Origin of the sequence: Trinickia violacea (assembly GCF_005280735.1) — a bacterium.
Taxonomy (GTDB): domain Bacteria; phylum Pseudomonadota; class Gammaproteobacteria; order Burkholderiales; family Burkholderiaceae; genus Trinickia_A; species Trinickia_A violacea.
Window position 1 is genome coordinate 2,050,729 of the sequence record NZ_CP040077.1, and the last position, 12,554, is coordinate 2,063,282.

Annotated in this window: 11 protein-coding genes and 1 pseudogene; 8 read left to right on the top strand and 4 right to left on the bottom strand. The window is 61.3% G+C overall.

Translation table 11 applies throughout. From position 1 onward, the window contains the following. The first annotated feature begins 63 nt into the window (after positions 1 to 63). From FAZ95_RS09250 to FAZ95_RS09270, 5 genes and pseudogenes are all read left to right on the top strand, one after another. Positions 64 to 1,098 carry a sugar ABC transporter substrate-binding protein gene (locus FAZ95_RS09250; RefSeq protein WP_137332177.1) on the top strand — a complete coding sequence of 345 codons (1,035 nt, stop codon included), beginning with the start codon at positions 64 to 66 and terminating at the stop codon, positions 1,096 to 1,098. 19 nt (positions 1,099 to 1,117) lie between these two features. Continuing rightward, on the top strand, positions 1,118 to 2,362 hold the full coding sequence (locus FAZ95_RS09255) for an NAD(P)/FAD-dependent oxidoreductase (RefSeq protein WP_137332178.1): 1,245 nt from the start codon (positions 1,118 to 1,120) through the stop codon (positions 2,360 to 2,362). Then, complete coding sequence (locus tag FAZ95_RS09260; protein WP_254699860.1) at positions 2,362 to 3,261, top strand: sugar phosphate isomerase/epimerase family protein; 900 nt, start codon at positions 2,362 to 2,364, stop codon at positions 3,259 to 3,261. Before FAZ95_RS09255 ends, FAZ95_RS09260 begins: the two co-directional genes overlap by 1 nt. Next, positions 3,258 to 3,694 (top strand): annotated as a pseudogene (locus tag FAZ95_RS09265) (alcohol dehydrogenase catalytic domain-containing protein). The gene FAZ95_RS09260 and the pseudogene FAZ95_RS09265 overlap by 4 nt, the downstream one beginning before the upstream one ends. A 523-nt stretch (positions 3,695 to 4,217) precedes the next feature. Further along, positions 4,218 to 5,663 carry a DEAD/DEAH box helicase gene (locus tag FAZ95_RS09270; protein WP_137332179.1) on the top strand — a complete coding sequence of 482 codons (1,446 nt, stop codon included), beginning with the start codon at positions 4,218 to 4,220 and terminating at the stop codon, positions 5,661 to 5,663. Between the two features lie 39 nt (positions 5,664 to 5,702). Here the strand turns inward: FAZ95_RS09270 and FAZ95_RS09275 are convergent, their stop codons facing one another. Together FAZ95_RS09275 and FAZ95_RS09280 are read right to left on the bottom strand one after the other, a co-directional pair. Beyond that, the gene (locus FAZ95_RS09275) at positions 5,703 to 6,371 is read right to left on the bottom strand and encodes a response regulator transcription factor (protein ID WP_137332180.1); all 669 of its coding nucleotides are present in this window, start codon (positions 6,369 to 6,371) and stop codon (positions 5,703 to 5,705) included. An 18-nt stretch (positions 6,372 to 6,389) separates the two neighbouring features. Continuing rightward, the gene (locus FAZ95_RS09280; RefSeq protein ID WP_137334484.1) at positions 6,390 to 7,295 is read right to left on the bottom strand and encodes a S1C family serine protease; all 906 of its coding nucleotides are present in this window, start codon (positions 7,293 to 7,295) and stop codon (positions 6,390 to 6,392) included. A gap of 347 nt (positions 7,296 to 7,642) precedes the next feature. Here FAZ95_RS09280 and FAZ95_RS09285 point away from each other — a divergent pair, with 347 nt between their 5' ends. Continuing rightward, positions 7,643 to 8,269, top strand: a complete 627-nt coding sequence (locus FAZ95_RS09285; protein ID WP_137332181.1) for a 2OG-Fe(II) oxygenase family protein — start codon at positions 7,643 to 7,645, stop codon at positions 8,267 to 8,269. A gap of 290 nt (positions 8,270 to 8,559) precedes the next feature. On the opposite strand, the gene FAZ95_RS09295 is transcribed toward FAZ95_RS09285, so the two are convergent. Continuing rightward, on the bottom strand, positions 8,560 to 10,341 hold the full coding sequence (locus tag FAZ95_RS09295; protein WP_217497433.1) for a Rieske (2Fe-2S) protein: 1,782 nt from the start codon (positions 10,339 to 10,341) through the stop codon (positions 8,560 to 8,562). A 174-nt stretch (positions 10,342 to 10,515) separates the two neighbouring features. Here FAZ95_RS09295 and FAZ95_RS09300 point away from each other — a divergent pair, with 174 nt between their 5' ends. Then, positions 10,516 to 10,728, top strand: coding sequence for a type II toxin-antitoxin system Phd/YefM family antitoxin (locus tag FAZ95_RS09300; RefSeq protein WP_137332183.1), 213 nt, complete (start codon positions 10,516 to 10,518; stop codon positions 10,726 to 10,728). Between the two features lie 161 nt (positions 10,729 to 10,889). Beyond that, positions 10,890 to 11,090 (top strand): DUF2905 domain-containing protein, encoded by a 201-nt coding sequence (locus tag FAZ95_RS09305; RefSeq protein ID WP_137332184.1) that lies wholly within the window; start codon positions 10,890 to 10,892, stop codon positions 11,088 to 11,090. Between the two features lie 61 nt (positions 11,091 to 11,151). Here the strand turns inward: FAZ95_RS09305 and FAZ95_RS09310 are convergent, their stop codons facing one another. Then, complete coding sequence (locus FAZ95_RS09310; RefSeq protein WP_137334486.1) at positions 11,152 to 12,099, bottom strand: pseudouridine-5'-phosphate glycosidase; 948 nt, start codon at positions 12,097 to 12,099, stop codon at positions 11,152 to 11,154. Between the last annotated feature and the right edge of the window lie 455 nt (positions 12,100 to 12,554).

Consider the following 12,554-nt stretch of genomic DNA (forward strand, 5'->3'; position numbering starts at 1 on the left):
AGGCAAAGCAGGAATGGCCGATTTCGTCACATCGGCAAACAGACCATAAACAAGGAGACAGCTATGAAACATGCAATTGGAAAAGTGCTTAGCCTAAGCGCCGCCGTGTTGAGTCTGGGAGTGTGCACGGGCGCTTACGCGGACCCGGTTGCTCACTTCGATTTCATCACGCACGCGCCGGATTCAGATGCGTGGTGGAACACCGTCAAGAACGGGATCACGCAGGCCGATGAAGATTTCAACGTGCAGACTGACTACCGCAATCCGCCGAACGGGGATATCGCCGACATGGTGCAGTTGATTAACCAGGCGGCAGCGCATAACTACGACGGTGTGGTCACCACGATCGCCGACTTCGATCTTCTCAAGGGCTCAGTCGCGAAGCTGAAGGCGAAAAACATCCCGCTGATCACCGCCAATACGGGCACCGAGCAGCAAAGTGCTGAACTCGGGGCAATCATGCACGTGGGCCAGCCGGAGTATCTTGCAGGCAAGGAAGCAGGACTGCGCGCGAAGGCCGATGGTGTCAAGACGTTTCTCTGTGTGAATCACTACGCGACCAATCCGCTTTCCTTCGAACGCTGCCGCGGGTTTGCTGAAGCCATCGGCGCTGATACGAAGACATCGACGCTCGATGTCGGCACCGATCCGACTGGCATTGAGTCGAAAGTCAGCGCCTATTTGCGCGCGCATCCGGATACGCAGGCTGTGTTGACGCTGGGACCGACTTCTGCCGACCCCACGATTCGCGCGGTGACCAAGCTGGGTCTCGCCGGCAAGATCTGGTTTGCGACATTCGACATCGATCCTGACGTGGCGAAGGCGATCAAGGACGGCACCATCAAGTTCTGCACCGACCAGCAGCCGTATTTGCAAGGGTACATTCCCGTCGCGATGCTGGCGATCATGCACAAGAATCACAACACGGACGTCGCTGCGGCTCGCTCGGAGCTCGAGAAAGATCCGAATTTCATCAAGCGTCTTCAGGCATATGGGCTGAAGCCAGTCTACGAGGCGCGCAACATCAGCTCGGGACCGGGCTTCATTACGCCGCAGAACATCGAACAGGTCTCGGCACTGGCCGGCCGTTACCGCTAGGCTGAACCGGGAGCCGCAGATGAGCACGACGGACGCGATGTTGATCGTCGGCGCGGGCCAGTGCGGCGCGCGCGCGGCGCACGCGCTGCGCGAACACGGCTGGGACGGCGCCATTACGCTGCTCGGTGACGAAGGTTTGGCACCCTATGAGCGGCCGCCTTTATCGAAGTCGGTGCTGCTTGGGCAAAAGACGACCGCCCAGTGCACGATCTACGACGAAGCGTTCTATCGTGACCAGCGCATCGATCTCCGTATCGAAGCACCTGTGTCCACCATCGATCGTGCCGGACGCAGGGTGGTGCTCGCCAACGGCGATGTGCTCGCGTATCACCGCTTGCTGATTGCGACGGGTGCACGGCCGCGCCGGCTGGAATTGCCAGGCGCGACGCTGCGTGGCGTGCACGTGCTGCGAGGCGTGCGTGACGCACAGGTGATTGCCGATGAGCTGATGCCGGGGCGCCGGATCGCAGTGATCGGGGCAGGCTTCATCGGCCTCGAAATTGCAGCGACGGCTGTGGCGCGCGGTTGCGAAGTGTTCGTGCTCGAAGCTGCGCCTCGAGCATTGATGCGTGCAGTCCCGGAAGCAGCGGCGGGCCGCATCGTGGAGCAGCATCGACAGAAGGGCGTCGATGTGCGTTTCGCCGTGCGGGTGGGGCGCATGGTCGGGACAGCGTGTGTGAGCGGCGTGCAACTTGTCGACGGCACGACGCTGCCATGCGATGCCGTAATTGCCGGGATCGGCGTGACGCCACGCACCGAACTTGCACAGGCCGCAGGGCTCGACATCGAAAATGGCATCGCGGTTGACGCGACGTTGCGCACAAACGACCCGCAGATTTTCGCAGCCGGCGACGTCTGCTCGTTTCCCCACCTGCTGCTTGGCCGTCGCATTCGTCTAGAGTGCTGGAAAAACGCCGAGGATCAGGCCCGCGTTGCCGCGCGCAATATGCTCGGCCATGGTGAAACCTGTTCTTCGGTGCCATGGTTCTGGTCCGATCAATACGACATGACGATCCAGGTCGCCGGCATGCCCGCGCTCGGAACGACGACGGTGGTGCGCGAGACAGGCCCGGCATCGTGTGTGTTCTTCGCGCTAGATGGCGACGGGGTGCTCGTCGGCGCGAGCGGGGTCGGACACGTCAGCGAGATTGCACGGGATGTGCGCTTCGCACAAGAGCTGATGGCGCGGCGCGCGTGCGTGGAGCCCCGGTTGCTCGCTGATCGCGGGACGAAGCTCAGGTCGCTGCTCACCGCGGAGGTGTAATGAGTCAACAACTGCTGGTGTTTCAGTCGTCGTGGGCGATGGAGCGTCGCCACACGGACTGCTACGAACGCACGCTCGAAGAGAATGTTCGGATGATTGCCGATGCGGGCTTTGACGGTGTGAGCGCGCATTACACGACGCGTGCAGACGTTCAGCGGCTGACTCAGTTGCGTGCTGCGCACGGACTGCACGCAGAGGGCCAGTGCTTTCCACGCACGGTGGACGACCTGCAGCCAGTACTCGAAAACGCCGTCGAATTTGGCGTGCATCACATCGATCTGCAACCAGACGTGCGTCCTCGCACCGTCGCAGAATGCATGGCGCTGCTCGATGGCTGGCAGAGGCTGGCCGAACAGGTCGATTTCCCCGTCTACATCGAGACGCACCGCGATCGCATGACCACGGATCTCTATTTCACGCTTGACCTGCTCGACGCGCGGCCCGATATGAAGCTGCTTGGAGACATCTCGCATTTTCTCGTTGGACGCGAATTCTCGTGGCCGGTATCCGACGAGAATCATGCGTTGATACACCGTATCCTCGATCATTCGTGGGCCTTTCACGGGCGCGTCGCGAGTCGCGAGCAGGTTCAGATAGAGCTATCGTTCGAGCCGCACCGGATGTGGGTCGATCTGTTTCTCGGCTGGTGGGGCTATGGCTTCGCGTCCTGGTGTCGACGAGCGGGCGCGGACGACAGCCTCGCCTTCACCTGCGAACTTGGACCCAAACCGTACGCGATCATTGATCGCGACGGCAACGACACGACCGACCGCTGGGCGGAATCGCTGCTGCTGCAGGACATGATCCGCAAGGTGTGGGCAGACGTTCAGCGCGACGATCGACCAACGGACCGCGCAAACCACGAAAAACAAACGCTTCAGCTGAGGAATGCAGTATGAAGACGAAAGCAGCCATCGCATGGAAGGCCGGTGCACTGCTGACGATGGAAGAAGTCGATCTCGAGGGGCCGCGGGCCGGTGAAGTGCTGATTGAAGTGAAGGCAACGGGCATTTGCCACACCGACTACTACACGTTGTCGGGCGCAGACCCGGAGGGGATCTTCCCGGCGATTCTCGGTCATGAAGGGGCCGGCGTGATCGTCGATGTCGGTCCTGGTGTCGGCACGCTCAGGAAACCGGCCGCCAATGGAAGGGCTCGGCCTTCGGCGGCGCACGGGGCCGCGCCGACGTGCCGAAGATCGTCGATTGGTATATGGAAGGCAAGATCAACATCGACGATCTGATCACGCACCGCCTGCCGCTCGACCGCATCAACGAAGGCTTCGATCTGATGAAGAAGGGCGGTTCGATCCGCTCGGTCGTGCTGTACTAGGCGGCGCGCTGATTGTATGGCTTTGCGTCAGTAGCCAAATGTCAGTTCGTTGGTGGCTCCACCCGCCTGCGACTTTTCCCGCGGAAACTTGAGTGGGCGATATGAGTCTAGTGCTCATATCGTTTTTTCTACGCGCACTGCCGCGACTAACCGCAATACACCTGACTGCTGTCCTTCGATCACGGCTTTTCAGAGGCGGGAATGGGTCGATAGGACTCGTTCGTCGCACGCTGATGAAGTCGCAGGTCGATCGGCAGAAGCGTGATGACTGTGCCGCGATTACACATATAAAGCGATAGAATTTGCGAATGAGTAGGAATGCTTAAATGACCAGCGAATAGAATTGCTCCGCTGCGGTTTTTGTACCGCCGTCATTCTGCATCGGCCCTTTGCGTTGCCGGCGCGGCAACCGCCAACGCTACGTTTATCAGTGGCGGCAAACGTCGATCTTTTTGACCATTGATTTGCGCGGCGCAATCAGGCGGCAACCGCTAGAATTGCGGCTTTAGCCCGGAATTCGCCAATGTCTTTTGCCTCGCTTGGCCTGATCGATCCCTTGCTGCGTAATGTGCAGAACCTCAATTACCAGACACCTACGCCGGTGCAGGCCAAGGCGATTCCCGCTGTGCTCAGTGGCAAGGACGTCATGGCTGCGGCACAGACCGGCACTGGCAAAACGGCGGGTTTTGCGCTGCCGCTGTTGCAGCGGCTAGTGCAACACGGCCCGGCGGTGTCCAGCAACCGCGCGCGCGTCCTGGTCCTGGTGCCCACGCGTGAACTGGCCGAGCAAGTGCTGCAAAGCTTTATCGATTACGGCAAAGGCCTCGACTTACGATTTCTGGCCGCCTACGGCGGTGTGAGTATCAACCCGCAGATGATGACGTTGCGCAAAGGCGTAGATGTGCTCGTTGCCACGCCGGGCCGTTTGCTAGATCTCAATCGCCAGAACGCAGTGCAGTTTGATCAAGTACAAACGCTGGTGCTGGATGAAGCCGACCGCATGCTGGACCTGGGCTTTGCGCGCGAACTCAACGCCGTCTTTGCTGCCTTGCCTGCTCAGCGCCAGACGCTGCTGTTCTCTGCCACGTTTACCGACGATATCCGCGCCATGGCGGCGGGCATTCTGCGCGGCCCGGTCAATATCAGCGTCAGCCCGCCCAATGCCACGGCTAGCAAGATCAAGCAGTGGGTGGTGACGGTGGATAAAAAGAACAAGCCTGACCTCTTCATGCATCTTGTTGCTGAGAACAACTGGGAACACGCGCTGGTGTTCGTCAAAACCCGCAATGGCGTGGATTACCTGGCGGCCATGCTGGATGAAGCGGGCTATGCGGTCGACACCATCCACGGCGACAAACCGCAACCCGCACGCCTGCGTGCACTGGAGCGCTTCAAGACGGGCGAAGTACAGATGCTGGTAGCCACCGATGTGGCTGCGCGAGGGCTGGATATCGACGACCTGCCGCTGGTGATCAACGTTGATCTACCGATCGTGGCGCAAGACTATGTGCACCGTATTGGCCGTACCGGCCGCGCGGGCGCCAGCGGCGTGGCTGTGTCCCTTGTGTGTGCCGATGAAGCGCCGCAACTGGCCGCGATTGAAGCGCTGATCCGGCAAACGCTGCCCCGTGAAGAAGAGCCGGGTTTTGAAGCCGAACACCGCGTGCCGCAAACTAGCGCGACGGGCCAGATCATCAAGAAACCCAAAAAGCCTAAGAAGCCCAAAGTGCCGCAAGCTGCGCCGGGCGCCATGCAGGTGCTCAGCAAAAAGCCGCGCCCGCAAAGTGGCGAAAACAAACGCAAGCCTGCGGCGCAACACGCTGTGACCGCGGGTAAAGGCACCAGCTTGTCCAGCGGTAACCCATTCAGCGTTCAAAAGCCACGCAGCAAACCCGCCAGCAAGCCAACTGCGGGTTCACGTAAGCCGGCTGGCAAATCAGCGGGTGGCCGCGGCAAACGCCAACCCTGATCCATGGGGACGAGTAACGCCAGCCTTGGTCGTGTCCGTCTACACCATGATGAATCCGTGCCGCATACCGAGCATCACCGCTTCGGTGCGATTGGTCGCGCCGAGTTTGCCGAAGATGGATGAGAGGTGGAATTTCACCGTGTTGTCCGAAATGTCGAGTTGCCGCGCAATCTCCTTGTTGCCGAGTCCGTCGGCGAGCATCGCCAGCACTTCGATCTCACGCAAGGTCAAGGCTTCGAACGGTTCGCCGGATGCCATGTGGTGCGATGGTTTTCGTCCGGGGAGCAGTCTTGCGAGGATGTCAGGTGACAGCACGCAAAGGCCCGCGGCGACGGCTTCGATGGACACGACGATTTCGGCTGGCATTGCGTTGCGCGGCAGGATCGCCGTCGCATCGGCGGGCAGCGCGTCAAGGATCCAGTCGCTATCCGGGTCGTCGATCAACAGGACAAGCGCCGGTGGCGCGTGCCCGAGTTCGAATAGCGTCTTGAGCGCGTCGCTCACATCCGGTTCGATGTCGGTCACGAGCACATCCGGCACCGAACCTGCGAGGCAATCGGCGAGCGTTTCGGCGTCGGCTGCGCTACCCAGGAAACCGAGTGCCGGGTTCCCCTCGACCAGCGTTTGCAGGCTTGCGCGCAGCTGCGACGATACCGCAATGACCGCGACCCGCACCGGCCCCATGTGTGCCCTCTGTCCATCCGACATTTCGCCGCTTCCCGGACCTCACCTGCACGAATTCCGTTGGGGGCGTTCGCCCACTGCTACCGAACACGCGTGGCGTTCGCCACCTCGGATCGACGTGATTTGCAACGGCTGTCCAATGCTTGAGGAACCCAGCGCTGCGTGCACGTCGTCCATGCCGCGGCAAGGCCTGCCGTCCAGTTCGATCAGGACATCACCTATGAGCACGCCCGCCTGTTCCGCAGGACCGCCCGGCGCAAGCGAATTGATCAGCAATCCGCTTTTGAACGGCAGGTTCAGTTTGTTCACCCACGCGTCCGGCAGGTTGACCTGTTGCGTGCCGACGCCAAGGTAGCCCCGTGAGACGCGCCCCTTGGCCAACAGTTCATCGGTGACGCGCTCCACGGTCATCCCGGGAATCACCATGCCGGCACCGCGCATCAGAGCCGACGTGCAGATGCCCATGACCTGCCCGCGCATATCTGCGAGGGCCGCCCCGGAGAAACCTGGGCGCAGACCGCCGTCCAGTCGCACGAACGCATCGAGCTGTCCACCTCTCCACGTGCGCCAGAGACCGCCTGTGCTGCCGATCACGCCAAAATCGGCGCTGATGCCGAGTTCGTCCACACGTGCGACGGCGAGCGCCAGATGACCCGGCTTCAGTGAGCGGGCATCGCCAGACTCGATTGGGTCCAGGTCTACGCCGTCCAGTTTCAGTACGGCTAGGTCGGTGCCCAAATCCAGGCCCGCGAGGACTGCGGCAACCGTACGGCCGTCGGTCAATGTGACTTCGATCCCGTCCTCGCGCCTGATCGTGTGTGCAGCCGTCACGACGACGCCAATGCGCCAGATTACCCCACTCGACGGCATGCGATGCCGGCCGTGTACTGCCACGACGCTCCGTCCGACTCGTCCGACAATATCTGCCAGACTGTCCGATAGATCCATCAAAGGATTTCCGCTCGAGGATGTGGTTTCCATTTCAAGTCTCCTGCCAATTGCGAAACGACCTGCTTGTGCCTCACGTCGTCGATGACTCACCTATCGTTTGCGGGTAGCGTTGTGACGACGGGCTCACAATGACAGAAGGACAAGGGGCGCACACCACCCAAATGGGTAGCCGGGTAGATGCAGTGCGGATTTCACGACGCAGCGTGAGGCAATGACTCGGTCAGAATGCGTCATTCGCTGCAACCGCGACTTGGCCATTCAAGCGTCTGCTTCATTCCGGAAACGGCTGTTCCACGCCTATAGTGATGGATGAGCGTCCCGACTAGCGCGTTGCGCAACCGGCAATGGAAGCCTCCGCTCCTGATATCGTCCGACTTTTCCCGACTTTCGTTTGGCGGCGTCTCCTCGAGCGGGAGTGCTACGAGCCGCTTGATCGGGAGCTGATGGCGTACGTCGACACCTTAATCTGCAGCGGCAGCGGCATCCGTACCGGCGCCGCGTGGCAATCTGGTCACCAGCAACATAAAAGGCCGGAGTTTTCTGAGTTGATCGCGCACATCGGACGGGCTGCGCGCGACGTACTCACGTTTCTCAAAGTCGCAGATGCCCCGTTTCACGTTACCGGATGCTGGGTCAATGTGCTGGATCCAGGCGGGACACACGCGATGCACAGCCATCCCAACAATTTCCTTAGCGGCGTGTATTACGTGCGCTCGCAAGCCGGTGCCGACACGATCAATTTTCATGATCCGCGCCCACAGACGACCGTCATTCGTCCGCCCGTGACTGAGTTGACGGCTTACAACACCGATCAGGTGGTATTGCCAGTCAGCGAAGGCACGTTGTTGCTGTTTCCAGCCTGGCTACCGCATTCGGTGTCGGCGAACACAAGTGCGCAAGCACGCGTGAGCGTCAGCTTCAACATCATGTTTGCTGACTATGACACCACCATGAGTCCACCGCTCTGGTGAAATTGGAACGCGATGTCGGCAACCGTGAGCCTTCGCTGCCGTTGCGCAACTGACCACTGTTGGGTCAACTGCATCGGTTGCGATTCGCCGTGTTCGGATCAGTCACGGGAGCTACGGATCCGGACGCTCGATGAGGCGCTGGAGCAGCATGAGCGCACCCTACAGAAAATCCTCCAGATGCTGACCAGACCGTGATCGCCACAACGCGGCGATACCCAGCGACCGTAGCTGGAAGGAAGCAGGACTGCCCGTTGTTCAATTAACTTCATGACCACGTCCGGGCACTCGCGTCAGGACGCTCCCGCTCCCTGATGTATTTCGCCGCCCCGCATCAGGCGCTGCGCGATATCGGCCGTCTGCAGCGTGCCGCGTTCAGTCGGTGAATGAGCCGCGAGATAACGCACGACCGCAATGAGAATATGCCGGCCCTCGCCCGTGTTCCCCCACACAGTAAACTGACGGACCCCAGCCTCCAGCATCTGATAGGCATGGAAGCCTGCGTCTTCGCGCAGCACCGCAAGTGCAAGCGTAGCGATCAGCGCCTGTGGCGGATGGCCGAGCGTGAGATGGCGCGCCACCAGCCTTGCGGCAAGATCGACCTGTCGCTGCCGGTCGAACGCATCAAGCAACGCGATGCGGATCGTCTCCTCATCGGCAGGGAGGTCGTCGAGCTGATCGTTACCTTCGCCCGGGATGCCGGCCGGTGGCATGTTCAGATAGCGGGCAAGGTAGAGCGCCATGGCTCCGTGCATGATGGCGCGCAGGGCCGCGACGTAGCCGTCGATGCCCGCGTTCCCGATCCGCCTGAGCATCTGATGGACCGCGTTGGCGTGGGTGAAAACGTGGTGCGCCGTCTCCCAGTCGACGTGCTCGTTGGCATTGCCGAAGCGGGCGACGCGCAGCGCCGCGCCATAAGCGAGTGATTGTCCCAGGTCAGCAGGAGCGGCGCCAGCACGGATGGCCGCCTTCAGCGCATCGATGATTTTCGCTGGATCGTCTCCGAGCAGTTCCCGGGCGAGCGCCGCGTGGTCCGACCAGCCTTGCGAGATGCACCCGGCCGCGAAAAGTTGCGACATCTGGCTGGCCGATTCGTCACACAGCGCGACAAGATCAATGGGCTGGCGCCAGGCGGTCGATTCCTCGGCACCACGGGCGGCCACCATCTGGGCGACGATAGTCGGCAGCAAAGCTGAAGCGTGCTCCCAGCCGACCAGGTCGAGACATTCAAACGCCTTGTTGGTGAAGTCGAGCAAATGACCGGTGTCCGCGAATGCCCGCTCGGTACCGGCAGAAAGCAGGGCATCCGCGAGGACAGCGGGTGAGAGACCAGCGGCAATCGACGTCAACAGGGTGCGCTCAGCTGCCTCGCGGTGGCGCACGTTTGTCCAAAGGCGCAACCAACGCTTGAGCGTAGCTGGCTCCGGCCGGCTGCCGAGCGGCGCACGTTCCCGCCGCGGCGCCTCGCCCTCGCAGTCCGCCGCCACACGGCGCGCGCCGTGGAACAGGGCGAGATAGGTGTCGTTCTCTGGCAGGACGGGCAACAGATTGGCGAGCGCCGTGAGTATTGTGAGGCCGACGCCCCAGCCATCACGATTCTGCGCTCCGAATAACGCGACCTGTCGCACGATATCGGCCACTGGTACACCGGCCGCGAGTTCACCATGCACGGCTTTGGCGATGACGAGTCCGAGGTCGTGTGCGAGACCGTCCGCAAGCCGCTGACGCCAATGCCCCGCGGGATCGGAGTGTCCAAACGTGGTCGCCACCCAGACGTCGCCATTGCGCACTTCGACCGCGCAGCCCGGGACATCGTCGGCCCAGAGGTCGAAGGTGCACCCGCTTTCAAGATCGAAACGGGCGTGGTGCCAATGACAGGTCAGGATGCCATCCTCGACTGTGCCCCGCTCGAGCGGGAAGCCCATGTGCGGGCAACGATTGTCGAGGGCGAAGACGCGCCCGCGGTCGTAGATGACGAGGATTGGACCATGGCCACCTTGCACAACGAGCCGCTCCTTCGCTCTCAGCTCTTCAAGGCTTCCCACGAGGATGAATTCGTTAATCGGTGCGTCCAAGCGTATACCTCCCGTATTCGTCCCTCCGCGGACGTCGCAGGGACATCGTAGGTACGCCCGGTCCCTGTCTACGGACAGCATACCTCTACGAAAGGCGCGGCGCAGATTTCATGACCAACACTTACGCCGGGACAAAATTGCGCAAAATACGTATTGCCTTAACCGGAGGTCCCCATGGCTACTGTCGCTGCCACCGATCTCGCTTGGCGCACGAATCAGGTGCTCGACGCCTTGGCTCGGGGTGAGTCTGTCACGATCACGCGCAATAACACCGTGCTCGGCACAATCAATCCTCCCGTGCGCGCTGTCACGCTTCGTGAAGCCTTCGAGCGGCTCCCATTCTCACCGGATGCCTTTTCCTCGATCGCTCACCATCACGCCTTTTGAACGCAGCAGCATCGGGCGGTTTGAAGTCTGCTCCTGAAAGCCGACTTTGGGAGGCCATCTCCATCTTCTGTACAGCACCGCAGGCTTCCGCCTGCGTTCGTGACACACCCCGGCCGACCCTCTAGAATGACCCCGTCGGCTATCGTTAGTGGCTGCGGCCCATGAACCGTTTCCTGATCGTTGTTGGGATACTGTGCATTCTTGCCGGACTCGGATGGCACTGGCTCGTGCGCATTCCGTTTGGCCGGCTGCCTGGCGACATCCATGTCGTACACGACGGATTCAGCTTTCACTTCCCGATCGTGACGTGCATTGTGATTTCGATCGTGGTATCGGCGCTGTTATGGGTCTTGCGGCGTTGAGCACCGTTACACGACGACGCACATCAGGATGCCGATTGTGCATGTTACGCAGCGCTTGCGCCTATGCCGCACCCGCCCCGGGCCCCGCGTGAGCCAACGCTATTGCCAGTCTTGCGCCTACTTCGGCATTGTGTTTCACCAGTGCGATGTTTGTCGCCAAGCTACGTCCACCTGTCAGCGCCTTGATGCGGGCCAATACGAAAGGGGTAACGGCCTTACCGGTGATGCCTTGCGCCGCGGCGTCGGCTAGCGCCTGCCGAGTCAGCTCGTCGATTTCCTCGGATGGCATCGCTGCCGCTTCCGGCACCGGAGTGCTCAACACCACGCCGCCCTCGAGACCCAAGTCCCACTTCGTGCGGATGAAGCGTGCCTGCTCCGACGCGTCGTCCATCCTGAAGTCCGCTCGATAGCCGCTGTCGCGCGTGTAAAACGCGGCGAAATTGTCCTGCTCACAGCTGAGCACCGGCACGCCGTACGTTTCCAGGTATTCCAATGTGAGCCCTATATCGAGGATGGACTTCGCGCCGGCGCAGACCACCGCGACCGAGGTCTTTGCCAGTTCCTGAAGGTCCGCCGAGATGTCAAAGGTTTCCGGCGCGCCACGATGCACGCCGCCAATGCCTCCCGTGACGAAGACCTCAATGCCGGCCAAGGCGGCGCATATCATCGTGCCAGCCACTGTCGTGGCGCCGAGACCACCGCCGGCGAGCACCGCCGGCAGGTCGCGGCGGCTAACCTTATGTACCTGGTCCGATCTGCCGAGCATTTCCAACTCGTCGTCGGAAAGGCCAATGCGGATTCGCCCACCGATCAGCGCGATCGTCGCGGGTTCGGCGCCCAGGTCACGGATCAAGGCCTCCACTTCGCGCGCGGTGCGAACGTTCTCCGGGTATGGCATGCCGTGAGCGATGATGGTTGATTCGAGCGCTACGAGGGGGCGGGCGGCGGCCCGTGCAGCGGCTACAGGCGCGCTGAATGTCAACCAGGCGTGGGCGAGATCTGCAACCATGTGAGTGCTTTTTGGGGGGTAATGAGCTTGAGTATGCATCACAAGATCCATCCATGGTGCCCAGTTAAGAGGGGCTCCAGAGAGCCCCGCGCTCGATCTACCCGAAACGCTGGCACGGCACCAAATACGATAGTGGCGACTGCCGGCGACGGAGGCAGACATGACAAACCTCACTAGGCTCGAGTTGTTTCGTCGGTTATTCCTTGGTCTCTGTGTGGGGTTCTTTTGCGTAACAACTGCCCTTTTCCTACGTTACAGGTCGGCGAACGAGCTTCCGCGAGTAATCGCTGTGTCGTCAGAGGGCGCATCACGAGCCTCGCCGGGAAGTGCGCCGAAAGCTGCACCGACACCCCTTCAGCTAGATGCTGCGGAAAAGACACTCATTGCGTCGTCGACGTCCACGCTCGTTACGGTCATTGCGGTTGTAGTGACTAACTTCCTAAGCTGGCGGAGGC

What these genes read in the sequence shown, in the direction of transcription:
- FAZ95_RS09250 (WP_137332177.1), top strand. Translation starts at nt 64, where the DNA reads ATGAAACATGCAATTGGAAAAGTGCTTAGCCTAAGCGCCGCCGTGTTG.
- FAZ95_RS09255 (WP_137332178.1), top strand. Translation starts at nt 1,118, where the DNA reads ATGAGCACGACGGACGCGATGTTGATCGTCGGCGCGGGCCAGTGCGGC.
- FAZ95_RS09260 (WP_254699860.1), top strand. Translation starts at nt 2,362, where the DNA reads ATGAGTCAACAACTGCTGGTGTTTCAGTCGTCGTGGGCGATGGAGCGT.
- FAZ95_RS09270 (WP_137332179.1), top strand. Translation starts at nt 4,218, where the DNA reads ATGTCTTTTGCCTCGCTTGGCCTGATCGATCCCTTGCTGCGTAATGTG.
- FAZ95_RS09275 (WP_137332180.1), bottom strand. Translation starts at nt 6,371, where the DNA reads ATGTCGGATGGACAGAGGGCACACATGGGGCCGGTGCGGGTCGCGGTC.
- FAZ95_RS09280 (WP_137334484.1), bottom strand. Translation starts at nt 7,295, where the DNA reads ATGGATCTATCGGACAGTCTGGCAGATATTGTCGGACGAGTCGGACGG.
- FAZ95_RS09285 (WP_137332181.1), top strand. Translation starts at nt 7,643, where the DNA reads ATGGAAGCCTCCGCTCCTGATATCGTCCGACTTTTCCCGACTTTCGTT.
- FAZ95_RS09300 (WP_137332183.1), top strand. Translation starts at nt 10,516, where the DNA reads ATGGCTACTGTCGCTGCCACCGATCTCGCTTGGCGCACGAATCAGGTG.
- FAZ95_RS09305 (WP_137332184.1), top strand. Translation starts at nt 10,890, where the DNA reads ATGAACCGTTTCCTGATCGTTGTTGGGATACTGTGCATTCTTGCCGGA.
- FAZ95_RS09310 (WP_137334486.1), bottom strand. Translation starts at nt 12,099, where the DNA reads ATGGTTGCAGATCTCGCCCACGCCTGGTTGACATTCAGCGCGCCTGTA.